The following is a 24,455-nucleotide window of genomic DNA, read 5'->3' on the forward strand; positions in this document are numbered from 1 at the left end:
TGCCGCCTTGGCCGAACACATAACGTGTCTTCGTCCACACTGTACGTAGTTGAGAATCGCGGTGGAGAGATGCGGCACCATGGCGGCGGAACGCGGGCGGCGGACGGACCGGAGCGGCGAGCGCTGCTCGCGGGAGCGGTGTCCCTGGCAGCGGCCTGCCTGGCCGGCTGCTCATCGGCCGATACGAACCAGTCACGCCAGGCGGGGCCCGCACCCGCCGCGGCACCGCAGCCCCGCACGCCGGAGGCCGCCTACGAACGGCTGATGGCGGGCAACGGGCGCTGGGTGACCAACGCGCTGCGGCACCCGGATCGCGACCCCACCCGCCGGCAACTGCTGGCCGCCAGTCAGCAACCCTACGGGGCGGTGCTGTCCTGCATCGATTCCCGCGTGCCGCCCGAGCTCGTGTTCGACACCGGCCTGGGCGACCTGTTCGTCATGCGCAGCGGCGGGGCGGCGCTCGGGCCCGTGATCACCGGGTCCGTCGAGTACGGGCCGATGACCAGCGGGACCCCGTTGATCGTGGTCCTCGGCCACCAGCGGTGCGGCGCGGTCTCCGCCGCCTACCAGGCCCTGCGGGACGGCAGGCCGCTGCCGGGCAACCTTCAGGCGATCACGGAGGCTCTGCGCCCGGCGTACGAGCAGGTGTCGGAGGAGCGCCATGCCGACCCCGCCGACTCGATGGCCAGAGCGCAGGTGAAGCTGACGGCGAACGCGCTGCGCGACAACCAGGACCTCGCGCCGCTGGTGGCCAAGGGGGCCCTGGCCGTGGTCGGCGCGTACTACTCCCTGGACACGGGCGAGGTCGAGACCCTGAACGGCGCACCGGCCCGAACCGGCCCGCAATGAGGCGGTCTCATCCGTAGAGCCCGGCGATCTCGCCGAGCAGCTGGTCACGCGCCACCTGGGGGGCGGCGACGCCGGTGAGGACGTAGGCGGCCAGTCCCTCGGCCAGGGCCACCAGGGCCAGGGCGGTGCCGTCCGGCCGCACGTCGCCGCGGATGCGGCCGGCCTCCTGATCCTTGCGGATGAGCTGCGCCATCTGGCGGTGGAAGCCGGCGTACAGGACGCGCAGCCGGGCCGCGATGCTCTCCTCGGCGAAGCCGAGCGCGTGAAAGGACTGGCGTACGCGCATGTGGGCTTCGGTGGCGGCGTCGTACGGGATGAGTTCGGCCAGCACGGTGGTGAGCACCAGCCGGGGGTCGGCGGCGTCGAGGTCGGCGCCGGTCTTCTGCCTGATGCGCCCGCTGGACAGCTCGTTGCCGCGCTCGAAGGCGGCCTCGATGAGCTGGTGCTTGGCGGGGAAGTAGTGCTGCACCCGGCCCGGTGAGATGCCAGCCTGCTCGGCGACGGTGGTCAGCGACACGGCGGCCAGGCCGCGTTCGGCGACGATGGCGAGCACGGCGTCGGCGATCTCGTTGCGCCGCTGCTCATGGTGCACCCCTGGCCCGCGAGTACGCCTGCCTGCCACGTAGCCGCCTTCCCGATGCGCTCACACTGGATTGGTTCGTCCAGTGTAGCGACGTCGGCCGGGGGAGTGTCCGCGTCTGTTCTTGCCCAGCGGCTGGCGTGTCCCCGGCCGGGCAGGCGCCGGACGCGGCGATCATGCTGTGGTGTTGAGCAGGAGGTCATTCCTGGCGGCGGGGCTCTCCTCGGGCCTGCCGTCCCTGGTGCCGGCGGCGCCGTTCGGTGAGCCGTTCACCCTGGGCGTCGCCAGCGGCGACCCGGACCCGGGCGGGTTCGTGTTGTGGACCCGCCTGGCGCCGGCGCCGCTGGCGGAAGACGGGCTCGGCGGCATGCCGGAGGCTCCCGTGCCGGTGCACTGGCAGGTTTCCACCGATCCCGAGGGCAGGAAGGTCGTCCGCCGCGGCACGCAGGAAGCGGTACGGGAGTGGGCGCACACCGTTCACGTCGAGGTCACGGGGCTGCGGCCGGGCAGGCCGTACTGGTACCGCTTCAAGGCGGGTGCGCACCTGTCGCCGACCGGGCGCGCGCTGACCGCGCCCGCGCCGGGCACGACGGCGCGCCCGTTGCGCCTGGCCGTCTGCTCCTGCGCCAACTACCAGCACGGCTACTTCACCGCCTACGCCGCGATCGCGTCCGAGCAGCCCGATCTCGTCCTCAACCTGGGTGACTACATCTACGAGCAGGGCAGCGACCAGCAGCTCGAACCGGGCGGCAACGTCCGCGACCACCAGGGGGCGGAAGCGGTGACCCTGGCGGACTACCGGCGCAGGCACGCCCTGTACAAGACCGACCCCGACCTGCGGGCCGCCCACGCCGCCGCACCGTGGGTGGCCGTCCTGGACGACCACGAGGTGCTCAACAACTGGACGAGCCTCATCCCCGCCGAGCGCCGCCGCGTCGCCTTCCGCGCCTACTACGAGCACATGCCGCTGCGGCAGGGCGCCCGCCCCGGCGGCACGGCCGTCCAGCTCTACCGGCGCCTGCGCTGGGGCGACCTCGCCGCCCTGCACGTGCTCGACACCCGGCAGTACCGCGACCCGCACCTGTGCGGCGCCGGCTACAGCAACTGCCCGCTGCCGGCGGGGCCGAGCCGCACGATGCTCGGCCTGGACCAGGAACAGTGGCTCCTGGACGGCCTGCGCCGGTCCCGGGCGCGCTGGGACCTCATCGGCCAGCAGGTCTTCTTCGGGCAGCGCGACCGCGACCCGGGCCCCGACCGGCTGGTCCGGCAGGACGCCTGGGACGGCTACACCGCCGCCCGCCTGCGCGTCACCGAGGGCTGGATCCAGGCCGGAGCCCGCAACGTCGCCGTCCTCACCGGCGACGTGCACGCCCACTGGGCGGGGAACCTCGTCCTCGACTACGACGATCCGGCCTCCCGCCCGATCGGCGCCGAGTTCGCCGTCACCTCCATCACCAGCGGCGGCGACGGCCACGACATCGACCAGGCCGCGGACCCGCTCCTGGCGGCCAACCCGCACCTGAAGCTGCACCTTCGCCATCGCGGCTACCTCATGCTCCGGGTCACCCCGAGCGACCTGACCGCCGACTTCAAGATCCTCCGTTACGTCAGCAGGCCGGGCGCGCCGGCGGAGAAGGCGGCCACGCTCACCCTGCGCGATCGCGGCCAGGGCCTGTCCGGCCCCGCCTGACAGGCCCGAGGCGCCGGGGACCGCCCAGGTGCTGTCAGCGATCAGCAGGTGTTCATGGTCGCATCACATGTTCGTTGCAGTGTGCAAGGTTTTCTTGGCATGCCGGGCGTATCTGGATGAAATGGGACGCCGACGCGGGACGTGGGGGAAGCAGGTGGCGTCCCGGGCGGGGGACGTGGTGGGCTGCGAGCGATCGGGGGAGTGCGGCATGGGACTTTCGCGTGAGGAGCGCCGGGCGCTGGCGGAGCTGGAAAGCCGCCTCGTCCGGGAGGAGCCCGAACTCGACGCCATGCTCTCCGGCGCGCTGGACCCCGGGACGGAGCCGCTCCCGGCCACGGCAGGGAGCCGCTCGCTGCTGCACGTCTGGTGCATGCTCGTGATGCTGACCTGCGCGGTGCTCATGATCGGCATCGTGCTGCTCATCGCGGGGGAGCGGAGCTGCACGGGTTTACAGTCCAGTACGTGCCAGCGGCCTGCCGGCACGCACGAAGGGTAGAGCGCGCCAGGCCGGGTGACCCGGCCCCGACGCTCGCCGGCAGCCGAGCGCGTTGCCGCACGCTGGTGTAACCCCTGAACTTCGGGACGGTGAGCGCGTCGCCGCCGGGCACCGGGGGGCGCCGCGCCGGGCGCCGGGACTTGGCCGCACCGCCACACCTTGCTTACCCCGGCAACCCGGAGGAGGAACGGCGCCGGGCGAAGGGTAGCGCGGGAATGTTGTCGGATATCGCCGCCCGCGCCGGCAGACGTGGGCAGGGCGGCGCGAGCTTGGGGATGGCCGGCGCCATGACGGACCTCTTCATCGACGTCCAGCTCCTGCCGGACTGTCATGTGGTGCATCTGGACGGAGAGCTCGACCGCACGACCCAGCAGCCGCTGGCCCAGACGTTCGACCAGTTGCTGCAGGCGGACACCCCGAAGATCGTGGTGGACGTGTCGGGCCTGGCGTTCTGCGATTCCGGCGGCTTGTGGACGCTCATCAGCAGCCAGCGCCAGGCCGAGGAACGCGGCGGGGGACTGCGGCTGATCGGCGTGCACGGGGCCCTGGCGCGGCTGCTGACCATCACCCAGCTGGTACATCTGTTCCCGCCCTACCGCAGCCTGGCCGAGGCCACGAGCTGGGCCGGCTCGGGTGGTGGCCCCAGGTGAGCACGAGGTCAGCGGGGTGGAGCCGGAGCCGGATCGGGCCCCTGCGGATCGGCCGCGCCCCCCTGCGGACGCAGCCGCTGCTCCGGGTCGAGCTGCCAGCTGAGCAGGGTCAGCAGCTCGCGAACGGTGGCCGGCGCGTTCACCAGGGCCAGCGCGCGTGGCGGCGGCAGACCGGCAGCCGTTCGGACGATGAGCTGCAGGCCGGCGGCGTCGATGAAGGTAAGCTCGGACAGATCAAGGTGGATGTCGGCCTTGCTGATGCGCACAGCCCAGGCCAGCGAGCGGGCCAGCACAGGCCGGCTGGCACGGTCGATGTCGCCGCGCACGCGCAGGCCGAAGGGGTGCACCATGGGCAGCACGTCAGCAGCGCCGTCGGTTCGGTCGGTCATCGCACTCCACGCCACGAGGGGCTGTCTCAGGGCAGAGCCGAGCCACGCCCCACGCCCCGGCACGGCAGGGCACGGGCGCACGCAACGTACGAAGGCGCCGCGAGAAGATCGCCGAAAGCAGGAGCGCCCGGCGCGCCGCGCGAGCGCTCAGCGGCGGCACATCGGGCAGGGAGGAGAGCAGATGTCGGGCGATCAACCTTTCTCGCCAGGCGCCGGTCAGCACACCGCGTCGGTCGCGGCTGATCTGCCCGGGGGCACCATGGGTGTGCCCGGCTCGGTTCGCTTACTCGGTCACCTCACCCTCTGCCCTCACTCGTACGCTTTACGCCATCCCCCTTCCGCTCCAGGGGTGAGGTAGCCCATGCACGCACCCATCCGCCTGCACTGCCCCATCACCTACGACCTGGCGCTCATCCGGGACCTCATCCGGGTCTACGCCCGCCATGCGAAACTGCCCGGCCCCCGGGTGGACCATCTGGTGCTCGCGGTCAACGAGGCCGTCACCAACGTCCTCGACCACGGCGGGGGCGGCGGCACCGTGACCGCCTACACCAGCCCCACCAGCATCACCGTGGAGATCTGCGACAGCGCCGGCCGGCTGCGCCCCGAGCACCTCGCCACCGTCGAGCGCCTGCCCTCGCCCCCCGCCGACGCCGAGCAGCTGAGCCTGTGGCTGATCCACCGCCTGTGCGACGAGGTCAGCCTCGACCACCCGCACGGCCACAGCCGGCTACGGCTGCGCCTGGACCTGCCCCTGAGCACCTACCTGCGGCCATGGCGGGGCGACGGCTCCTCCGCGGCGGCCAGCTGACCCGCGAGGCCCCACCACCCGACCGCGAGAGGCCGCCGATCCGGAAAGAGATCGCGGCGGCCCTGGCCGTCGTGCTCCCGTCATACCTACACTTGCCTTGCTCTGTAGTAGCACAGATGGGGCCACAGTGGTGAGAAGCAGGCTTCTGATCGTTTGCGCGCTGGTCGTGACGGTGTTACTGGCCGGGTGCGGGAGCGCCCCCTCCTCCGGCGGGCCTGCGGCGAACCCGCCGGAGGACAAGTCACTGATCCTGGCCACCACGACCAGCACCCAGGACAGCGGCCTGCTCGACGAGCTGTTACCGGCCTTCACCCGCGACAGCGGCTGGCAGGTCAAGACCCTGGCGGTCGGCAGCGGGCAGGCCATCGAGCTGGGCCGGCGCGGGGAGGCAGACGTGCTGCTCGTGCATTCCCCCGCGGCGGAGGAGAAGTTCGTGGCCGAGGGCGGTGCCGGCCGGCGGCGGCTGGTGATGCACAACGACTTCGTGCTGCTCGGTCCGCGGGCCGATCCGGCCGGGATCCGGGGCGCGAAGAGCGCGGAGGCGATGAAGAAGATCGAGGCGGCGCGGGCGATGTTCATCTCCCGGGGAGACGAGTCGGGGACCCACGCCAGGGAGAAGGACCTGTGGTCCAAGGCCGCGGTGGATCCGGGCGGATCGTGGTACCAGTCCACGGGGCAGGGCATGGGGGAGACGTTGCGGGTCGCCAGCGAGAAGGCCGCCTACACGTTGTCGGATCGGGCCACCTTTCTCACCCAGCGCGGCAGCCTGGAGCTGGACGTGCTGAGCGAGGGCGATCCCGGGCTGCTCAACGTCTACCACGTCATCGAGATGACCAGGAAGGCAGGCGATCGGGTACGGCCCGACGGGGCGAAGGCGTTCGCCGACTGGATCGTCGCCCCGCCCGCGCAGCGGCTCATCGGCGAGTTCGGGCGAGCGAAGTACGGCCGGCCGCTGTTCACCCCGGACGCGGGCGCGGACGAGGCGACACTGGGCCAGTGAGCCCGGCCCGGGGAGTGACGTAGATGGACGTGCTGTTCGACGGGCTGGCGGAAGCGATCGGCCTGCTGCTTTCCGGGGACCAGGACAGCTGGTCGATCATGATGCTGACGTTACGGGTGTCGTTGACCGCGACCGCGATCGCGCTGCTGGTCGGCTTGCCGCTGGGTGCGGCCCTGGCGCTGGCGCGCTTTCCCGGCCGGCGGATCGTCCTGGCGGCGGCCAACACCGGGATGGGCATGCCGCCGGTCGTGGTCGGCCTGTTCGTCACCGTGCTGTTGTGGCGCAGCGGGCCGCTGGGCGGGCTCGGGCTGCTCTACACGCCGGCCGCGATGGTCGTCGCCCAGGCCGCGATCGCCACCCCGATCGTGGTCGCCCTGGTCACGGCCGCGCTGCAACAGGTCGATCCCGACTTCCGGGTGCAGATGCAGGCGCTGGGGGCGACGGCGATCCGCGCCTTCGCGGCGCTGCTGAACGAGGCCAGGCTGCCGCTGCTGGCCGCGGCGATGGCGGCGTTCGGCGCGGTGGTGAGCGAGGTCGGGGCCGCGCAGATGGTGGGCGGCAACCTGGCCGGGCAGACCCGGGTGCTGACCACCGCCGCGGTCCTGGCCACCAGCCGGGGCCAGTTCTCGCTCGCCATCGCGTTCGGCCTGATCCTGCTGCTGATCGCGTTCGCCGTGAACCTGTCGCTGACGCTGATGCAACAGCGACGGGCGGTGCCGCGGTGACCGGCCCCGGCACCGGGATCGGGACGGACCGGGCCGTGGTGACCGGCCCCGGGATCGGCTGCCGCGACCTGCGCGTGCACGCCGGCGGCCGGGAACTGCTCAGCGTGCCGGAGCTGCACGTCGCCTCGGGGCGCACGCTGGCCGTGCTCGGCCCCAACGGCGCCGGCAAGTCCACCCTGCTGCGCGCGCTGGGCCTGCTCAGCAGCCATCGGGTCAGCGGGCAGATCGTGCTCGACGGCCGCCCCGCGACGCCGTCGCTGATGCGCGAGGCGATCGCGGCCGTGCTGCAACGGCCGATCCTGCGCCGCGGCACGGTGGCCGCCAACGTGATCAGCGGACTGCGCTTCCGCGGCGTGAGCCGCCGCGAGGCCCGGGTCAGGGCCTGGCCGTGGATCGAGGCGCTCGGCCTGGCGCCCCTCGCCGGCCGGGACGCCCGCAGCCTGTCCATCGGCGAGGCCCAGCGGGTCAGCATCACCCGCGCGCTCGCCGCCGGACCCTGCGTGCTGCTGCTCGACGAGCCGTTCAGCGGGCTGGACAGCACGACCCGCGCCGACCTGCTCGCCGACCTGCGTGCCGCGCTGAGCGGGCAGCCCACCGCGACGATCCTGGTCACCCACGACCGGCAGGAGGCCCTCGCCCTGGCCGAGGACACCGCGCTGCTGATCGGCGGCCGGATCCGCCAGCACGGCCGGACCGCCGAGGTGCTGGACCACCCGAGCGACGCCGACACGGCCCGGCTGCTCGGCTACACCAACCTCCTGCCGCCGGCTCTCACCGGCCGGCCGCACACCCTCGCCGCCCGGCCCGAGCACACCGAACTCGTCCTCGACCCGTCCGGCGGCCCCGCCGGCCGGACGGGCGACGTCCCGGTGGTGACCGGAACGTTGCGCCGGACCGTCGCGCTCGGCATCGCCACCCGCGTCGACGTCGACACCTCCACCGGCCGGTTGACCTGCCTGCACCCCGGCGACGTGCTCGCCACCGAGCTGCCCCCGACCGGCAGCGACGTCCGCGTCAGGATCCGGCACGCACGATCGCTGACCGCCGCTGGCTGAGGCGGAGCGGTCCCGCAGGGACGGCACCTGCGGGCCACCGCCGAGCACCGGATCGCGCTGATCGAGACCGGCACCGGCCCGGCCAGGCTCCGGCCCCGGACGAAGATCGCCGCCGCCGGCGTCGCCCGTGCCACGGCAGCGCACCGACCAGCCGGCGCTCAAGGCTCCGCGGGGGCGCGAGGTGACGAACCCGGTGCCGCGCACGTCTCCAGCCGCTCGCGGAAGAACCGCAGCGTGGACCGGTGCAGCCGGGTGCGGTGGGGCACGGTGGACCAGGCGTGGCCGGCGCCCTCGATGACTTCCAGCTCCGCGTTGCCGGTGTAGTGGTCGAGGTAGCGGCGGGCGTAGGAGAGCGGCGCGATGTCGTCGCGGTCGCCGTGGATGATGCGCACGGGCCCGGTGTACGGGCGGGATCGGCCGTAGACGTCGAGGCCGGCGATGTCGTCGACCAGGGCCGGGCTCATCCGGTGGCTGTCGGCGTCGAAATAGCCCTTCTCCTTGAGTTCGGCGCCGATGTCGCGGCCCTTGAGGAAGCCCGCGCCGACCTCGAAGGGGGCGACGGCGGCCGGCGACCACAGGCACGCGGCCCGGATGCCCGGCTCCTCGGCGGCCACGATGCCGGCGACGACGCCCCCCATGCTCATCCCGATCAGGCCGATCCGCTCGGGGCCGGCGAAGCCGAGGTCCCGTACGGGTTGCCGCCGTCGACGGCGACGGCTTGGTAGTACTCGGTGGGGATGGACATGATGCCGGCGATGTAGATGACGGTGGCCAGGCCGACGCCTTTCCAGACGTCTACCAGGGCTACTGACAGCAGGGCGGTGGTGGCGTCGCCGAGCCAGTCGCGGCCGTCGATGCCGATCAGTGCGAGGGTCTGGTTGATCAGGCCGGTTTGTGGTTTGAGGAGCATGGCGAAGGTGATGCCGACGGCGACGGTGGAGACGAGGGTGGGGAAGAAGACGACGGAGCGTAGGAAGCCGGACAGTCGTAGTCTGCTGGTGAGCAGGACGCCGAGGAGCAGGCCGAGGATGACTTTGAGGCCGCTGGTGAGGACGGCGTAGATGATGGTGTTCTGGAAGCCGATGCGCAGGTTTTGTTCGGCGAGGAAGTCGCGGAAGTTGTCGAGGCCGACGTAGGTGCTGTCGAAGAGTGTCCAGCGGGTGAGGGCGAAGTAGAACGCCATCGCCGTGGGTATCAGGAAGATGACGACGAACACCGCGGCGGCGGGCAGGTACAGCCAGTACGGGTAGGCCGACTTGCGGCGGGCCGCGGGGCGGGCGTGCTGTTGCCCCGGAGTCGGGCCGGGCCCGGTGTGGGGTCCGGTGTGCTGCTTGGTCACCACCCTGCGAGGCCCAGCTGCTTGGCCTGCTTCTCGACGTCCTTGTCGTATTGGGCGGCGCCCTCGGCGGGTGGGGTCAGCCCGGAGCCGACCGCGACGGTGATCTGCTCCAGCGACGGCCCCTTGATGGGCGACAGGAACTCCAACGCGGGCGTGGTGGCGCCCTTGTCGAGGTAGCCCTGCAGGTCCTTGGCCACCTGGATGGCGTTGTCGGGCAGCTCGGCGCCCTTGATGCGGTACGGCCCGGCCGGCTGCACGGCGGCGGTGACCGCCTCGGTGCCGGCGGGCGAGGCGACGAAGGCGAGGAACTTCTTGGCCGCGTCGAGCTGCTCGGTGGTCCTGGCGATGTAGATGGCCGGCGGCTCCCAGACGGTGGCGCCGCTCTTGGCCGCATCGTCACCCGGGATGCCGAACAGGCCGACGTCGGTGGCGGTCTGCGGGTAGGTCGCCAGCAGCGGCGGCAGCAGCCCGCTGAGCATCGGGTAGTGCGCGCCCTTGCCCTCGACCAGCAGTTTCATGCCCTGGTCGTTGGTGGCCGAGCCGAAGCCCTCCTGCATGTAGCCCTTGGCGTGCACGTCGGCCAGGTGCTGGAAGCCCGCCTGGGCGGCCGGCGTGGTGGCGAACTTGGCCTGGTTGGCCGTGTAGTCCTGCGCGAAGCTCGGCACCGCGGCCTGCACGTTGTGGAAGTCGGCCAGCACGAACAGCTGCGAGGTCCAGGTGTCCTTGAACGTGCCGATCACCGGCGTGATCCCGGCCGCCTTGATCTTGTCGTTGTTGGCCATGAAGTCGGCCCAGGTCTTCGGCACCTCCAGCTTGAGCTGCTCGTAGACCTTGCGGTTGTAGAGGATGCCGCCGCCGGTGAGGGTGGTGGCGGGGACGCCGTACACCTTGTTCTCCTGCGTCACGACGGGCAGGTACTCGGGCTGCACGTTGGCCAGCACGGGGTCGCCGGTGAGGTCTACCAGGGTCTGGGCCGGGTTGAGCGCCTGGAGCAGAGAGCCGGAGTTGTACCAGAACACGTCCGTCATCTCGCCGGTGGACAGCCGGGTCTTGACGACGTTGTCGCCCTCGCTGCCGCCCGGCTGGTGCTCCATCTCGATCTTGATCGTGGGGTTGGCCTTCATGAAGGCGTTCGCCAGTGCCTTGGAGGTGTCCACCGTGGACTGGTCGCTGCCGGTCATGAAGGTCAGGGTCACGGTGCCGTCGGCGCTGGTCTCAGAGCCGGATCCGCATGAGGTAAGGGCCGCCGTCGCGAGCAGGGCCAGGGCCGTGGCAAGCGCGCGGTGGGAGGTCTTCACAACGCTCCTCCAGGGTTATCGAATCGTTTTAAGCGACTCCCCGATGCGGTTAACGTAGGCGTCACTTTGCAAGGGTGTCAAGAGGCCATTTGTGTAACGGTTCCCGATATTTACGCAGATAGAGTCGCCAGTACTGCGGTTCCATGCGTAACGGTTCTCGCTCCGGCCGACGTCGGTGAAGGGCGCGTGTTCCCTGGTCACACGGCCGATGAGACCGTCGACGGACGACGGACTGCCCACCGTGCCTTTCGCGACGGCCTCATCGACGGCGGCGGCTCCCGCTGACCGCCTAGGAAGCCGGCGGCGCGGCGGTGGAGGCGCGGACGACGAGGCTCGGCGTGACGGTGAAGCGCACGGGTGTCATGCGGCCTTCGATGCGTTCGAGCAGGAGTTTGCCGGCCGCGCGGCCCATCTCGTGGCCGTCCTGGTCGATGCTGGTCAGGGCGATGTTCGGGAGCGCGGCCAGGTGGGTGTTGTCGTAGCCGGCGACGGAGATGTCGGCGGGGACGGTCAGGCCGGCTTGGTGGATGGCGGCCAGCGCGCCGAGTGCGGCTTGGTCGGCTCCGGCGAAGATGGCGGTGGGGCGGGGGGTGCGGGCGAGGAGCTCGCGGGTGCCGTCGTAGCCGCCCTGCTCGTTGTAGTAGCTGGTGGCGATGGCGATCTCGTCGGCCAGGCCGTGTTCGCGCATGACGCGCTCGTAGGTCGTGGATCGGATGGTGTGCAGCAGGTCCGCGGGGCGGGCGAGGCTGTCGTCCTGGTGGGTGATGTGGGCGATGCGGCGGTGGCCGAGCTGGATGAGGTGGGTGACCACGAGCTCGGCGCCGGCTTCGTCGTCGTCGTAGACGGAGTCGTAGTGGGGTGAGCGCTCGTGGCGGGCGAGCACGACGAGTGGTTTGTCCTGGGCGACGTCTTCCAGCCGGGCCTTCGAGGCCAGCGGGGCGACCATGATGATGCCGTCCACCTGGCGGGAGAGCAGGGCGTCGACCGCTCGTTGCTCGACCTTGCGGGTGGCGCCGCCCTGGATCATGAACGCCTGGTAGTCGGTGGTGTGCAGGTGTGCGGTCAGGCCGTCCAGGATGTCGGCGAAGAACGGGTTCCTGATGTGCGGCAGCACCAGGCCGATGGTGAAGGTGCGGCCGCGCATGCCCCTGGCCACCGCCTGCGGCCGGTAGCCGAGCTCCTGGATGGCCGTTTTGACCTTGTCCTTCATGGCCGGGCTGACGCCGTAGGCGTTGTTGATCACCTTGGACACCGCCGTGACGGAGACCTGCGCGTGGCTCGCCACGTCGGCGATCGTCACTCGTCGTCGTCGGCCGGACGTGACCATGGAACTCCATTTCCGAGGCGTCGTCCGATTGTATGAGCTGGGCGCGCGGGCTCGATCTGCACGGCGACGGCCCCGCCCGGCGCCGGTGCTCGTGCGCGTCCTATCCGCAGCATCCGGCCGACCATCCGCCCCGCCCTGGACTTTCCGCGATCCGGCTGGGTAGGCGTGCAAGCCCAGAGCAGGAAGGAAAGGAGCGTTGTCGTGCATCCCTCCCACGAGCCGGTCATCAGCCAGGTGCACGCCGGCATGAAGGTCGTCGACCGTGACGGCAAGGAGCTCGGGACGGTGGAGTTCGTCAGGATGGGTGACCCGCAGGCCGCGACCACCGAGGGGCAGGACTCCGGGGACCGCCCCGGCCTGGTGCCGGCCCTGGCAGCGGTGTTCCACGACGCCGAGCCCGACCTGCCGCCCGCGCTGGCGGCGCGGCTGGTGCGTACCGGCTTCGTCAAGGTGGACGCCAAGGGGCTGTTCTCCCGCGACCTGTACGTGGCCGCTGATCAGGTGGCGGGGATCGAGGGGGACGTGGCGCGGCTGAGCGTCGACGCCGGCTCGCTGGCCAAGGAGAGCTGAGGCGCCGACGCCGGTTCGCCGGCCGAGGAGGGCTGCGCCGATGGCGGGTCGCGGGCCCGGGAGGCTGAGCCGGAGGCCGTGCGCCCGGCGGGCTCAGACGTAGCCCCAGGCGGTGGCGTACTTGGCGAGCCTGGGTGGCAGGCCGGCGATGCCGTCGAAGGTGCGGGCGGCCTGCACCTGGCCGGACTTGATGTTGTCGCTGCGGTCACCCAGGTTCGGCACGAACCGGCCCTGGTAGTGCCTGCCGTGGTCGAGCATCCCCGGCTCCCGCCCCACGCCCGGGAACGCGCAGACCTCGGGAGTGGGCTTCTCCCGCCGCGCAGCAGTTCCAGGTGCGGGATGCGGTCCCACACGACGTGCTCCAGCTCCACCCGGTCCAGCCCGAGCTCCTCCATGGACGTCCCGGAGTAGCCAGGACTGAGTTCCACCCCGATGGAGCGCAGGTGCAGCTCGTGCGGTGCGGAGGTAGACGCATCACCGCTTCATGTCCGGGGTCCGCGTCCGCGTGCAGATCGCCGGAGGCGCGTTGACACCCTGGGCGGGCGATGTTTCACTCGGCCGGGTGCGGTCCTATTGGGGAAACCCGCGCGACCGCCCGCATCTGGTGGCCCGGCGCAACGCCGAGCTCGCGGCAGCGCTCGCCCGGGCCTGACCGGAGGCGCGCCCTCACCGCCGGAGGCGTGCCTGCCTGATCACTTGCGCCCCTTGCCGCCCTTGACGGGTGAGCGGAGCTTGTGCACGTGTTTGGCGTTGCCGTTCTGTCCGGTGACCTTCTTCGCCTGGCCCGGCGGCAGGGAGTCCGCCGTGGTGGCGGGGGCGGGCCGTCCGCCCCGGTGCCGGGTGGACGGAGCGCTGCGCTTGATGGTCACGGGCTGCGCCTGCAGGATCGCGGTAGGCGGCACCGAGGCCGGCGTGACCGGCGTGGCAGGCGTGTCGGCGGGAGGCGGTTCGGCGGCGGGCCCGCCTGCCCAGGACGTGGCCGTCAGCACGCCGGCGATCAGAACGCTCACCGCGGCGGCGGGCCGCGCGAACGAGCTCCAGGACCGGCTGCCGGCCGCCCCGGCCCCGCCGCCGGGCTCGGCTCCGTCGGAGGGCTCGGACGATCGATCCGGCGTGTGGCCTTCCGGGAGACAGGGGCCGGAGGGCGGGGACAGTGACGGCGCCAGAGTCGTCACGGATGCGGGCAGGAGCACGGCGCCGGTGGATGGCGGCCGCCCGGCGGGTGGGAGCTCGGCGCTGGTGGCTGGTGATTGCTCGGCGGGCGGGAGCACGGAGCCGGTAGCCGGCGGTTGCCCGGTGAGCGGGAGCACGGGGCCTGTGGTCGGCGGTTGCCCGGTGGCCGGAGGCGCGGCGCCGGGCGATGGCGGCTGCCCGGCGGGCAGGACGGTGATGCGGCGCAGGTGCCGGCGGGCGTCGTCGATGCCGGTGCGGTGGGCGGGATCCTTGGCCAGCAGACCGGTGAGGAGGGGCGCCAGCGGGCCGGCGTGCTCGAAGGGGGCCGGGTCGGCGGTGAGGACGGCGCTGATGGTGGCCAGCGCGCCGCCCTGCTCGAACGGGCATCGGCCCTCGACCGCCGTGTACAGCGTGACGCCCAGCGACCACAGATCGCTCTCCGGGCTCGCCGACGCGCCACGGGCACGTTCCGGGGCGATGTAGGCGGGCGTGCCGACCACGATGCCCGTCTGCGTGAGACCCACCTGGACCGGCCGCTCCAGGTCGGTGGCCAGGCCGAAGTCGGTCAGCACGGCGTGCCGGCCGCCGGTGTCCATGAGGATGTTGGCGGGCTTGACGTCGCGGTGCACGATGCCGGCGGAGTGCGCCGCCTGCAGCGCGTCCAGCACCTGAAGGCCGATCCTGGCGACGTCGGCGGCCGGCAGGGGTCCTCGTTCGGCCAGTACGTCGGCCAGGGTCGGGGCGCGTACGAGCTGCAGCACGATCCAGGGGCGCCCGTCGGCGACCACCACGTCGTAGACGGCGGCGATGTGCGGATGGGACAGCCGGGCGGCCAGGCGGGCCTCGCTCATCGTGCGGCCCAGCAAGGTCTCACGTTCGGGCTGCGGCCGCTCGTCCAGGGTCACCTCCTTGATGGCGACCGGACGGTCGAGCAGCTCGTCGTGGCCGCGCCAGACCCTGCCCATGCCGCCCCGGCCGAGCTCGGACTGCAACCGGTAGCGGCCGGCCAGCACCCAGCCCTGAAATCCCTCCGAAACGGACATGCGCGCGGCCTACCCGATCTACGCCCTTCCATGCGTCCCGTCCTGGGCCGCGTCGCGCCGTCTTCGGAAACGGGACGGCGAGGCAGCCCTCGATGTCGGCGCCCGCCAGGAGACTGCCGGCGGTGGGCGAGAGGACGCGGAGCCGGCCGGGGGAGTTCCTGGGCGCCGCCTGCGACGAGTCATCACCCCGTGCGGGGGGAGGCGAGCGGACGTCCATGGGTCCCCGGCGGAGAGTGTGGCTCGTCACCATGTCCCGAGCGGTTTCCGGCATCTAACGTGCGCTGGAACACCCCCAGCAGAGTCGTGCCAGAAGCAAGGAGCTGCCATGGCAACCACTCTCCTCAGCCGCACCCTCACCATCCTCCTGCTGGCCGTCCTGACCTGGACGGCGGTGCCGGCCGCGCAGCCGGCGCGGGCGGCATCGCTGTCCCCGGTCGCCTCGTTCGGCGCGAACCCCGGCAATCTCACCATGTACGCCTACCGGCCTGACGGGCTGGGGAGCGGCCGTCCGCTGGTCGTCCTCCTGCACGGCTGCACCCAGAACGCCGACGGCTACTTCGCCGCCTCCGGCTGGCGCAAGTACGCCGACCAGTGGGGCTTCGCCCTGGTCCTGGCGCAGACCGGCAGCGCGAACAACTCCGCCAGCTGCTTCAACTGGTTCCAGACCGGCGACACCACGCGCGGCCAGGGCGAGGCGGCCTCGATCCGCAACATGGTCGCCCACGCCGTGTCCGCCTACGGCTCCGACCCCGCGCGGGTCTACGTCAGCGGGCTCTCGGCGGGCGGGGCCATGGCGGCGGTCATGCTGGCCACGTACCCGGACGTGTTCGCTGCCGGGTCGATCGGCGCGGGCCTGGCCTACCGATGCGCCACCAGCCTCGTACAGGCGTCGAGCTGCCAGTACGGCCCCACCAGCCGAACCCCGCAGCAGTGGGGCGACCTGGTGCGCGGCGCCCACCCCGGGCACGCGGGCCCGTACCCGCGGGTGGCGATCTGGCAGGGCCAGTCCGACTACACCGTCGTTCCCGCGAACGGCAAGCAGCTGCGCGACCAGTGGACCAACGTGCGCGGCGTGTCCCAGACCCCGTCGGCCACGCGCTCCCTCACCGGCGGCACCACTCTGACGGTGTACGGCGACGACGACGTGCGGCTGTACGAGATCGCCGGCATGGGCCACGGCCTGCCGGTGGACCCGGGCAGCGGGGCCGACCAGTGCGGCGCCACGGCGGCCTACTTCCTGGACACGATCTGCTCGGCCTACCACGACGCCCGCTTCTTCGCCCTGGACGGCGACGCCCCGCCCACCCCGACCCCGACGGTGCCGGGAACCTGCGTGCGGGCCAGCAACTACGCCCACACCACGGCCGGCCGCGCCTACCAGTCGAGCGGCTACACCTACGCCAACGGCTCCAACGAGCCGATGGGGCTGTGGAACACCCACATCGTCCACAGCCTGCGGCAGACCGGCCCGGATCACTGGGTGCTCGCGGACGGCGAGTGCTGAGCCCGGCACCGGCCCGCGCGTACGTGGCGTGACGGGCCACCGGCTCCTCCGGTGAAGAGCCACGCCGAGCGGGCCGCCACGTCCCCGCGTGCCGCCTGCCGGTTGCACGCGCTCGAACAGCGGCCCGCCCGCTACGCCGGTGGATGACACCGTGCGCCGGGCCGAGGCGGGCGCGCACGGCCTGTTCGGGGTGGGCGCGCCATGACGTGATGTCCGGTCAAGGCCACCAGGGAATGGCGGCCGGTGCGGTACGAGGCCCGGTCAGGATTGGTGGCTCACGCCGGCGGCCCCAGGTCGATGCCCGCCAGCTCGGCCCGCGAGGAGATGCCGAGCTTGGGATAGGCCTTGTACAGGTGGAACCCCACGGTCCGGGGGCTGAGGAAGAGCTGGGCGCCGATCTGCCGGTTCGTGGCCCCCGTGGAGGCCAGCCGGACCACCTGGAGCTCCTGGGAGGTCAGCGTGCTGAGCGCCGCACTCGCAGCGGGCGGGCCGGGCTCGGCGGCGTGGATCCCGGTCGCGGCCAGTTCGGAACGGGCACGTTCCGCCCAGGGCTCGGCGCCCAGCTCGACGAAGCCGTGCAACGCGGCGCGCAGCTGCGTCCCCGCGTCGGCGCGACGGCGGGCTCGCCGCAGCCATTCGCCGTAGAGGAGGCGGGTGCGCGCCTGCTCGAAGGGGCGGCCGGCCGAGGGGGCCGGCGCGAGGGCGGCCTCGTAGTGCTGCTCGGCCTGCTGGCGTGGGGCGAGCAGCGCCCGGCAGCGGTGGGCGACCGCCGCCGCCCAGGGGCGGCCGCTGGCCTGGGCCCACGCGTCGTACCTGGCGAACGCGGCGGCGGCTCGGGCAGGCTGGTCGAGGCGGGCGCAGGCCTCGACGTAGTCGGCGATGGCGAAGGTGACGATCACCGTGTGGCCGAGGGGGCCGTCGAGGATGCCCGCCATCCGGTCGGCCGCGGCGTCGTAGCGGGCTCGTACCAGGTCGAGGAGGGTCAGCGCGCAGCCGCCCCAGCCGGATCCGTTGCGTTCGCGGGCTGAGCCCTCGGCCTGGTGGGCGAGACGCCGGCATTCGTCGTCCTCACCGCGGATGGCGGCCAGGCGGGCGAGGATGCCGTGCAGGTGGCGCAGCCGTCCCTCCTGGCCGGTGTCGCGGGCGATCTGCCAGGCCTCCGCCCCCGACGCGGCCGCCTCGGCGTGCAGGCCGCGCAGGATCTGCGCCTGGGTGAGCAGTTGCAGGGCGTGCGGTAGCGCGCCGACGAGACCGTGGCTGCGGCAGGCGGCCACCCGGGCGGCGGCCAGCTCGCAGGCGGCGTCGTCGTCGCCGGTCATGAGCGCGCCGAACACGGCGTAGGTGCCCGCGACCCGATCGCTCCCGCCGCCACCCCCCACCAGAGCAGCGCCGCCGACGCTCGCCACCGGAGCAGCGCCGCCGCTGACGGCTGAATCAGCGCCGCCGCCGCTCGCCGCCAGAACAGCGCCGCCGCTGCTTGCCGCTGAAGCAGCGCTGCCGCCTGCGGGCCGGCCAGCGTCTGCCGCCGTGATGGCGGCCTCTCCTGCGAGGAGGGCCGTGTCTCCCGGGGGGAGGGCCGTGTCTCCCGGGGGGAGGGCGATGTCTCCCGGGGGAAGGGTGGTGTCCCCCTGGGGAAGGGCGGCGCGCAGCAGGGCCAGCCCGGTGGCCGGGTCGCCGGCGGCGACGCGCTCCATGCCGCGCACGGCCGCGATCACGCCGGCCAGGCGCGCTTCCACCTCGGCGGCGAGCGACTCCAGGAGGTCGGCGGTCCGCCGGAGCGCGCCCCGGTCGCCCGCGAACCAGGCCTCGCCCGCGGCCGTGGCGAGCAGGGACGCGGCCTCCGCGGGCGCGGCCCGTACGATGCCCTCGGCGGCGGCGATCAGCAGGTGCGCGGCCGGCGCAGGATCGCCCTGCTCGGCCTCGACCGCGGCCCGCACGCTGGCCAGCCGTGCCAGCAGCAGCGGATCGGAGGCCAGGCGGCGGCCCCGGTCGGCGGCGGCCGCGGCGCGGGGAAGCTGCCCGGCGCCGAGCGCCGACTCCGCGGCGGCGGCCAGCCATCCGGCGCGCCGCTCCCGGTCGAGGGTGAGCTGCGCCGCCCGCTCGTACGCGGTGGCGGCCGAGGCGTTGCTGCCGCGCCCTGCCGCGCGCTCGCCGGCCGCCGCGAGGATCGCCGAGGTCTCCTCGTCGGGTTCGAGCGTGGCCGCCGACAGCTGCCAGGCCCGCCGGTCGGCGTGCTCCTCGCCGTCGAGGACGCCGGCCAGCGCCCGGTGGGCGGCCGTACGCCGGGCGAGCGGCGCCTCGTGGTAGGCGGCGGCCTTGACCAGCGGGTGGCGGAAGCGCAGCCGGTCGCCGGAGACGTCGATGAGCGCGGCGTGCTCGGCCGGCTCCAGGTCCTCCGGCCCCGCGCCGAACGCCTGCGCGGCCCGCAGCACGAGCCGCAGGCTGCCGGAACCGTCGGCGGCGGCGACCAGGAGCAGCAGCCGGGCTGGCTCGGGCAGCCGCCGGATCGTGGCGCGCAGCGATTGCTCGAGCCGCCCGGCCATGGACGGCTCCGGCGGTTGCAGGGGAAGCGGCGCCAGGTGCCCGGCCCGCTGCTCGGGCGTCAGGATCTCGGCGAAGTGCAGCAGCGCCAGCGGATTGCCTTCCGCCTCCTCGATCACCCGGTCACGGGCCTCGGGGGTGAGCCCGCCGGCGCGCCCCGCGAGCAGTCGCTCGCAGTCGCTCCTGGCCAGCCCGGAGATCCGCATGTCCGGAACGCCGTTGATCGCCGGCTCGGCCCCGTCGCGGCCGGCGAAGATCATGGTGATCCGCTCGGCCCCGAGGCGGCGGGCGGCGAACGTCAGCGCGTCCAGCGACGCGCGGTCCAGCCAGTGCACGTCGTCGATCAGGCACAGCAGCGGACGCTCGTCGGCGAGGTCGGCGAGCAGGGTCAGCACCGCGAGCCCGACGAGGAACCGGTCAGGAACGCCCTCGTGCCCTTCGCCGAACGCGCCGCGCAGCGCCGCCCGCTGCCCTGCGGGCAGCCGGTCGATCAGGTGGCGTGCCGGGCGCAGCAGGAGATGCAGCGCGGCGTAGGGCAGCTCGGACTCGGCCTCGACGCCGGTGGCACGCAGGACGAGCGAGTGCTCACCGGCCCTGTTCGCGGCCTCCTCCAGCAGCGCCGACTTGCCGATCCCGCCACGCCGTACATCGCGACGGCGTTGCCCTGCCCAGCCCGTGACTCGGCGATCATCCGGCTGAGCACGGCGATCTCCGCATTTCGCCCGATCATGATGGGCGACCTTACCTAAGCCGCCCGCCGGACCCCCACGAGACTCAGGTCATCGTGACTGATCCGGCCGGAACCGGCACGCCCTACTGTCAGAAACCGCAGCCCAGGACACACGGGAGGATCATCATGGAGCCGATCATCGTCGAGGCCGTGGGAACGGTCGTCGGCGGGCGGACCGAAGCGTTCGACGACGACTGGAACACCGAGGAGGCGCTGATCCGCCTCGACGGCGCCCGTTTCGGGCCCGGCAGCGTCGCCGGGCTGGACGCGTTCTCGCATCTGGAGGTGGTGTTCCAGTTCCATCGCGTGGATCCGTCAGAGGTGCACACCTCCGCCCGCCGCCCGAGGGGGAACCCGGACTGGCCGGAGGTCGGCATCTTCGCCCAACGGGGCAAGAACCGCCCGAACCGGCTGGGCATCTCGCGCTGCCGGCTGCTCGCCGTGGACGGGCTCGACCTCCACGTACGCGGGCTGGACGCCATCGACGGCAGCCCGGTCCTGGACGTCAAGCCCTACATGGCCGAGTTCGGCCCGCAGGGCGAGACCGTGCAGCCGGCCTGGGCGACCGAGCTCATGCGTGCCTACTACTGAGGAGCACAGGACATGTCCGAAGTGATTGTCGTGGGGGCGGGGCCGACCGGGTTGCTGCTGGCGGGGGATCTGGCGGAGGCGGGGGTGGCGGTCACGGTGCTGGAGCGTCGTGATGGCACGGTGTCGAATCTGTCGCGGGCGTTCGGGGTGCATGCGCGCACGCTGGAGCAACTGGATGCGCGGGGGCTGGCCGATCGGCTGGTGGCGATGGGGGCGGTGCTGCGCAGGGTGCGGTTGTTCGAGCGGGTGGAGGTGGATCTGGGGGAGTTGCCGAGCCGGTTCCCGTTTCTGTTGATCACGCCGCAGTACAACGTGGAGCGGTTGTTGCTGGAGCGGGCGCTGGCGGCGGGGGTGGAGATCGTGTACGGGGCCGAGGTGCACGGCCTGGTGCAGGACGGGGCGGGGGTGAGGGTGTCGGCCGGGGCGGGGGAGTATCGGGCGTCGTACGTGGTGGGCTGTGATGGGTATCACAGCGTGGTGCGGCAGGCGCTCGGTCTGCCGTTTCCGGGCAAGTCGGTGCTGAAGTCGATCATGCTGGGTGATGTGCGGGTGGCCGAGCCGCCGGGTGGGCTGCTGACGGTGAACGGGGTGGGGGACGCGTTCGCGTTCATCGCGCCGTTCGGGGATGGCTACTATCGGGTGTTCGCCTGGGATCGCCGGCATGTGGTGGCCGATGATGCGCCGCTTGCGCTGGAGGAGTTGCGGGAGGTGACCCGGCGGGCGCTGGGCAGCGATTTAGGGATGGGGGAGCCGCGTTGGTTGTCGCGGTTTCACAGTGATGAGCGGCAGGTGCCGCGGTATCGGGTGGGGCGGGTGTTCGTGGCCGGGGATGCCGCGCATGTGCATTCCCCGGCCGGTGGGCAGGGTATGAACACCGGTCTGCAGGATGCGGCGAACCTGGGCTGGAAGCTGGCCGCGGTGCTGCGGGGTGCGCCGCAGGAGCTGCTGGACACCTATCACGGTGAGCGGTATCCGGTCGGGCGTTCGGTGCTGCGCAGCAGCGGCGCGCTGATCCGCGCCGCGATGATCGAGTCGGCCGCCGGGCGGGCGGTGCGCGGGTTCGCCGCGCGGGGAGCGTTGTCCATCCCGAGGCTGCGGGAGAAGGTGGCCGGGCAGCTCAGCGGCATCGGCTACCACTACCCGGCCGGGCACGGCGCGCCGGAGGGGGCCGGCACCCGCGCCGCGGACATCGCGCTGGCCGGCGGCAGCCGCCTGTATGAGGCGCTACGCGAGCGCCGCTTCGTCCTGCTCGCCGACCCCGCCCACATCAGGAAGTCCGGCTCGATCAGCGACACCGATCTGATCAGCGACGCCGGCCTGGCCGGCTGGCGCGACCAGGTCAAGGTGGCCGCGCCCGCCGGCCCCGGCGGCCCGCTGACGCTCATCCGCCCCGACGGGTACATCGCCTGGACCGGCACCGACACCACCGGCCTGCACCAGGTCCTCACCACGCTGGTGGGTTCCGCGGGCTCGCACGCGATGTGAGGGCGGCAGGGCGCTTGCCTCGAAAGCGCCCTGCCGGCCCCGAACATTCAGATGCTGACCTCGAACGTGTGACGCCCGGCCCCCACCTCCTGCGCGGCGGCACCTGGCAGGTCCACCTCCGCGGTCGTGCCCGGGGGGACGTCGGCGGTGACGGTCAGGAGACCGTCCTCGCTGCTCCAGGAGACCGAGGCCGGCCCGTAGGGGGTGTCGAGTGAGGCGGAGGCGCGGGTGAGGCCGCCGCCGGGGCGGGGGGCGATGCGCAGGCGGCGGTAGCCGGGAGCGGCGGGGGCGAGGCCGGCGACCGTGCGGTGCATCCAGTCGGCGATGGCGCCGAGGGCGTAGTGGTTGAAGGAGGTCATCTCGCCGGGGTTGACCGTGCTGTCGGGGAGCATGCTGTCCCAGCGTTCCCAGATGGTGGTGGCGCCCATGGTGACCGGGTACAGCCAGGACGGGCAGTTGCGCTGCAGCAGCAGCGTGTAGGCGGTGTCGTAGGCGCCGACGGAGCAGAGGGCGTCGCAGATGAGCGGGGTGCCGACGAAGCCGGTGCCGATGCGGTGGTCGTCGGCGGCGACGAGCTGCACGAGCCGCCGTCCGGCGCGTTCGCGCTGTTCAGGGCCGTCGAGCAGGTCGAGGGTGAGGGCGAGGGCGTAGGCGGTCTGGGTGTCGCAGGCCAGCCGGCCCGACGGGGTGACGAACTCGCGGCGGAACGCCGCGCGCACCTGCGAGGCCAGCTCCGCGTAGCGCGCGGCGTCGGCGGAGTGGCCGAGCAGGGCCGCTGTGTCGGCCACGACCTGCGCGGTCCACGCGTGGTAGGCGGTGGCGACGAGCGCGTGGTCGGTACGGGCCTTGCCGGGCTGGTCCGGGGGAGCGGCCGGGTCGAGCCAGTCACCGAACTGGAAGCCTTCGTCCCACAGGTGGTTCCTGGTGAGAGAGGCGATCTGGTCCACCCAGGAGGTCATGCTGGGGTACTGGCGCTGCAGCAGGCCGACGTCGCCGGTGTGCTGGTAGAGCGTCCAGGGGACGAGCACGGCGGCGTCGCCCCACGCGGCCGTGGGGGAGACGCCGAACGCCAGCGGCACCCAGGGCACGTAGTGCGGCACGGTGCCGTGCTCGGCCTGCTCGGCGGCGAGGTCGGCGAGCCACGAGGTCAGCGGTCCCGCGCAGTTGTAGAGGAACGCGGCGGTGGGGGCGAAGACCTGGATGTCGCCGGTCCAGCCGAGGCGTTCGTCGCGTTGCGGGCAGTCGGTGGGCAGGTCGACGTAGTTGCCGCGCATGCTCCAGCGGACGTTGTCGTGCAGGCGGTTGAGCAGCGGGTCGGAGCACTCGAAGGAGCCGATGGGCCGCATGTCGGTGTGGCAGACGACCGCCACGACGTCCTGCGGCCGCAACTGTCCAGGCCAGCCGTCGATCTGCGCGTAGCGGAAGCCGTGGGTGGTGAAGCGCGGCTCGAAGGTCTCCGGCTCGGCGTCGCCGCGCAGCGTGTACTGGTCGAGCGCGGCGGCGTCGCGCAGCGGGCGCAGCGCGAGGGCGCCGTTCTCCAGGACCTCGGCGTGCCGCAGGGTGATCGTGTGTCCGGCCGGGCCTTGCACGCGGATGCGCAGCCGGCCGGCGATGTTCTGGCCGAAGTCGAGGATGGTCTCGCCCGAGGGGCCGGTCAGGACCTCGGCCGGGGCCAGCGTCTGGGTGCGGCGGACAGGCGGGCCGGTGGGCGCGACCAGGAGCGAGGCGTCGTGGGGGAGGGCGTCGGCGGGCTGCCAGGCGGTGTCGTCGAAGCCGGGTTCGGACCAGCCGGCCGGCTCCAGGCGGGCGTCGTGCTTCTCGCCGTCGTAGAGGCCGGCGGCGGTGACCGGGCCGGGGGCGCAGCGCCAGGAGTTGTCGGTGACCACGACGTCCGTGGTGCCGTCGGCGTAGGTGACCTCGAGCTGGGCGATGAGCGCGGTGCGGTCGCCGTAGAGGTTCGTCTTGCCGCCGAGGAAGCCGATGCGGCCGCGCCACCAGCCGTCGGCGAGGGTGGCGCCGATGGCGTTCGGGCCTTCCCGGAGCAGGGCGGTGACATCGTGGGTGCGGTAGCGCAGGCGGTGGTGGTAGCTGGTCCAGCCGGGGGCCAGCACGTCGTCGCCGACCACGCGGCCGTTGAGCTCGGCCTCGAAGATGCCCTGCGCCGTGATGTAGAGGCGGGCGCGCTCGACCGGTCCGCGCAGGGTGAAGTCGTGGCGCAGCAGCAGCGCGGGCCCGTCGGGGACGCCCAGCAGCTCCAGCGGTGGTGCGGCGGCCGAGGCCTGCCAGTCGGCGGGGTCCAGCAGCCCGGTCTCCACGTACGACCAGGGGCTCCAGTCGCTGGTCGAGCCGTCGGCTCCGTGCACGCGTACCCGGGCGCCGCGCCGCTCGCGCGAGTCCAGGGGCGTGCCCGGCCACGGCACCAGCACCGACTCGGCGGACTCGATCCGGCCGGTGGTGGTGCCGTCGCTGAATTCGATCTCGTAGGCGGCCTGCGTCCAGCCGGGGGCGTCGGTGGTGACGGTCCAGGACAGCCGGGGCTCGGGTTCGCCGATGCCGAGCGGCTCGGAGTGGTGTTCGAAGGCAGGCGCGGTGATGGTGAGCAAGGCGCT

At 72.9% G+C, this 24,455-nt stretch carries 22 protein-coding genes; 12 read left to right on the forward strand and 10 right to left on the reverse strand.

Annotation, left to right across the window (positions count from 1 at the left end):
* The first annotated feature begins 69 nt into the window (after nucleotides 1-69).
* Nucleotides 70-849, forward strand: a complete 780-nt coding sequence (locus ACBJ32_RS39065; protein ID WP_375131029.1) for a carbonic anhydrase — start codon at nucleotides 70-72, stop codon at nucleotides 847-849.
* Nucleotides 850-856: 7 nt separating this feature from the next.
* Here the strand turns inward: ACBJ32_RS39065 and ACBJ32_RS39070 are convergent, their stop codons facing one another.
* Complete coding sequence (locus tag ACBJ32_RS39070) at nucleotides 857-1,441, reverse strand: TetR/AcrR family transcriptional regulator (RefSeq protein WP_375131030.1); 585 nt, start codon at nucleotides 1,439-1,441, stop codon at nucleotides 857-859.
* A 172-nt stretch (nucleotides 1,442-1,613) separates the two neighbouring features.
* On the opposite strand from ACBJ32_RS39070, the gene ACBJ32_RS39075 reads away from it, so the two are divergent.
* The 3 genes from ACBJ32_RS39075 to ACBJ32_RS39085 all read left to right on the forward strand — a co-directional run bounded on the left by ACBJ32_RS39075 (nucleotide 1,614) and on the right by ACBJ32_RS39085 (nucleotide 4,265).
* On the forward strand, nucleotides 1,614-3,119 hold the full coding sequence (locus ACBJ32_RS39075) for an alkaline phosphatase D family protein (RefSeq protein WP_375131031.1): 1,506 nt from the start codon (nucleotides 1,614-1,616) through the stop codon (nucleotides 3,117-3,119).
* Nucleotides 3,120-3,327: 208 nt separating this feature from the next.
* Complete coding sequence (locus ACBJ32_RS39080) at nucleotides 3,328-3,615, forward strand: DUF3040 domain-containing protein (RefSeq protein ID WP_375131032.1); 288 nt, start codon at nucleotides 3,328-3,330, stop codon at nucleotides 3,613-3,615.
* Nucleotides 3,616-3,902: 287 nt separating this feature from the next.
* A complete protein-coding gene (locus ACBJ32_RS39085; RefSeq protein ID WP_357890855.1) occupies nucleotides 3,903-4,265 on the forward strand; it encodes an STAS domain-containing protein in 363 nt (120 codons plus the stop codon).
* An 8-nt stretch (nucleotides 4,266-4,273) separates the two neighbouring features.
* On the opposite strand, the gene ACBJ32_RS39090 is transcribed toward ACBJ32_RS39085, so the two are convergent.
* On the reverse strand, nucleotides 4,274-4,654 hold the full coding sequence (locus tag ACBJ32_RS39090) for an STAS domain-containing protein (protein WP_375131033.1): 381 nt from the start codon (nucleotides 4,652-4,654) through the stop codon (nucleotides 4,274-4,276).
* Nucleotides 4,655-5,015: 361 nt separating this feature from the next.
* Between ACBJ32_RS39090 and ACBJ32_RS39095 the strand changes: the two genes are divergently transcribed.
* The 4 genes from ACBJ32_RS39095 to ACBJ32_RS39110 all read left to right on the forward strand — a co-directional run bounded on the left by ACBJ32_RS39095 (nucleotide 5,016) and on the right by ACBJ32_RS39110 (nucleotide 8,245).
* Nucleotides 5,016-5,465: an ATP-binding protein gene (locus ACBJ32_RS39095; RefSeq protein WP_375131034.1), complete on the forward strand. Its 450-nt coding sequence runs from the start codon at nucleotides 5,016-5,018 to the stop codon at nucleotides 5,463-5,465.
* Between the two features lie 130 nt (nucleotides 5,466-5,595).
* Nucleotides 5,596-6,465, forward strand: coding sequence for a substrate-binding domain-containing protein (locus ACBJ32_RS39100; protein ID WP_375131035.1), 870 nt, complete (start codon nucleotides 5,596-5,598; stop codon nucleotides 6,463-6,465).
* 23 nt (nucleotides 6,466-6,488) lie between these two features.
* A complete protein-coding gene (locus ACBJ32_RS39105) occupies nucleotides 6,489-7,190 on the forward strand; it encodes an ABC transporter permease (protein WP_375131036.1) in 702 nt (233 codons plus the stop codon).
* Entirely contained in the window at nucleotides 7,187-8,245 is a 1,059-nt protein-coding gene (locus ACBJ32_RS39110) for an ABC transporter ATP-binding protein (protein WP_375131037.1), read from the forward strand. Before ACBJ32_RS39105 ends, ACBJ32_RS39110 begins: the two co-directional genes overlap by 4 nt.
* A 158-nt stretch (nucleotides 8,246-8,403) precedes the next feature.
* On the opposite strand, the gene ACBJ32_RS39115 is transcribed toward ACBJ32_RS39110, so the two are convergent.
* The 4 genes from ACBJ32_RS39115 to ACBJ32_RS39130 form a co-directional block, all read right to left on the reverse strand.
* On the reverse strand, nucleotides 8,404-8,889 hold the full coding sequence (locus tag ACBJ32_RS39115) for a hypothetical protein (RefSeq protein ID WP_375131038.1): 486 nt from the start codon (nucleotides 8,887-8,889) through the stop codon (nucleotides 8,404-8,406).
* A gap of 5 nt (nucleotides 8,890-8,894) precedes the next feature.
* Nucleotides 8,895-9,584: a carbohydrate ABC transporter permease gene (locus tag ACBJ32_RS39120; protein ID WP_375131039.1), complete on the reverse strand. Its 690-nt coding sequence runs from the start codon at nucleotides 9,582-9,584 to the stop codon at nucleotides 8,895-8,897.
* Nucleotides 9,581-10,882, reverse strand: coding sequence for an ABC transporter substrate-binding protein (locus tag ACBJ32_RS39125; protein ID WP_375131040.1), 1,302 nt, complete (start codon nucleotides 10,880-10,882; stop codon nucleotides 9,581-9,583). The genes ACBJ32_RS39120 and ACBJ32_RS39125 overlap by 4 nt, the downstream gene beginning before the upstream one ends.
* A 289-nt stretch (nucleotides 10,883-11,171) precedes the next feature.
* A complete protein-coding gene (locus tag ACBJ32_RS39130) occupies nucleotides 11,172-12,209 on the reverse strand; it encodes a LacI family DNA-binding transcriptional regulator (RefSeq protein WP_375131041.1) in 1,038 nt (345 codons plus the stop codon).
* 201 nt (nucleotides 12,210-12,410) lie between these two features.
* Here ACBJ32_RS39130 and ACBJ32_RS39135 point away from each other — a divergent pair, with 201 nt between their 5' ends.
* A complete protein-coding gene (locus tag ACBJ32_RS39135) occupies nucleotides 12,411-12,779 on the forward strand; it encodes a hypothetical protein (protein WP_375131042.1) in 369 nt (122 codons plus the stop codon).
* Between the two features lie 93 nt (nucleotides 12,780-12,872).
* Here ACBJ32_RS39135 and ACBJ32_RS39140 read toward each other — a convergent pair whose 3' ends face one another.
* On the reverse strand, nucleotides 12,873-13,130 hold the full coding sequence (locus tag ACBJ32_RS39140; RefSeq protein WP_375131043.1) for a hypothetical protein: 258 nt from the start codon (nucleotides 13,128-13,130) through the stop codon (nucleotides 12,873-12,875).
* Nucleotides 13,131-13,471: 341 nt separating this feature from the next.
* Nucleotides 13,472-14,995: a protein kinase gene (locus ACBJ32_RS39145; protein WP_375131045.1), complete on the reverse strand. Its 1,524-nt coding sequence runs from the start codon at nucleotides 14,993-14,995 to the stop codon at nucleotides 13,472-13,474.
* Nucleotides 14,996-15,320: 325 nt separating this feature from the next.
* On the opposite strand from ACBJ32_RS39145, the gene ACBJ32_RS39150 reads away from it, so the two are divergent.
* Entirely contained in the window at nucleotides 15,321-16,499 is a 1,179-nt protein-coding gene (locus ACBJ32_RS39150) for an alpha/beta hydrolase family esterase (RefSeq protein WP_375131046.1), read from the forward strand.
* 275 nt (nucleotides 16,500-16,774) lie between these two features.
* On the opposite strand, the gene ACBJ32_RS39155 is transcribed toward ACBJ32_RS39150, so the two are convergent.
* On the reverse strand, nucleotides 16,775-19,672 hold the full coding sequence (locus ACBJ32_RS39155) for a LuxR C-terminal-related transcriptional regulator (RefSeq protein WP_375131364.1): 2,898 nt from the start codon (nucleotides 19,670-19,672) through the stop codon (nucleotides 16,775-16,777).
* 224 nt (nucleotides 19,673-19,896) lie between these two features.
* Between ACBJ32_RS39155 and ACBJ32_RS39160 the strand changes: the two genes are divergently transcribed.
* The gene (locus tag ACBJ32_RS39160) at nucleotides 19,897-20,361 is read left to right on the forward strand and encodes an SAM-dependent methyltransferase (RefSeq protein WP_375131047.1); all 465 of its coding nucleotides are present in this window, start codon (nucleotides 19,897-19,899) and stop codon (nucleotides 20,359-20,361) included.
* 12 nt (nucleotides 20,362-20,373) lie between these two features.
* Nucleotides 20,374-21,846 carry an FAD-dependent monooxygenase gene (locus ACBJ32_RS39165; protein ID WP_375131048.1) on the forward strand — a complete coding sequence of 491 codons (1,473 nt, stop codon included), beginning with the start codon at nucleotides 20,374-20,376 and terminating at the stop codon, nucleotides 21,844-21,846.
* Between the two features lie 47 nt (nucleotides 21,847-21,893).
* On the opposite strand, the gene ACBJ32_RS39170 is transcribed toward ACBJ32_RS39165, so the two are convergent.
* Complete coding sequence (locus ACBJ32_RS39170; RefSeq protein WP_375131049.1) at nucleotides 21,894-24,449, reverse strand: glycoside hydrolase family 78 protein; 2,556 nt, start codon at nucleotides 24,447-24,449, stop codon at nucleotides 21,894-21,896.
* Nucleotides 24,450-24,455: the final 6 nt, after the last annotated feature.

This window comes from Nonomuraea sp. GTA35 (genome assembly GCF_041950525.1).
GTDB lineage: Bacteria > Actinomycetota > Actinomycetes > Streptosporangiales > Streptosporangiaceae > Nonomuraea.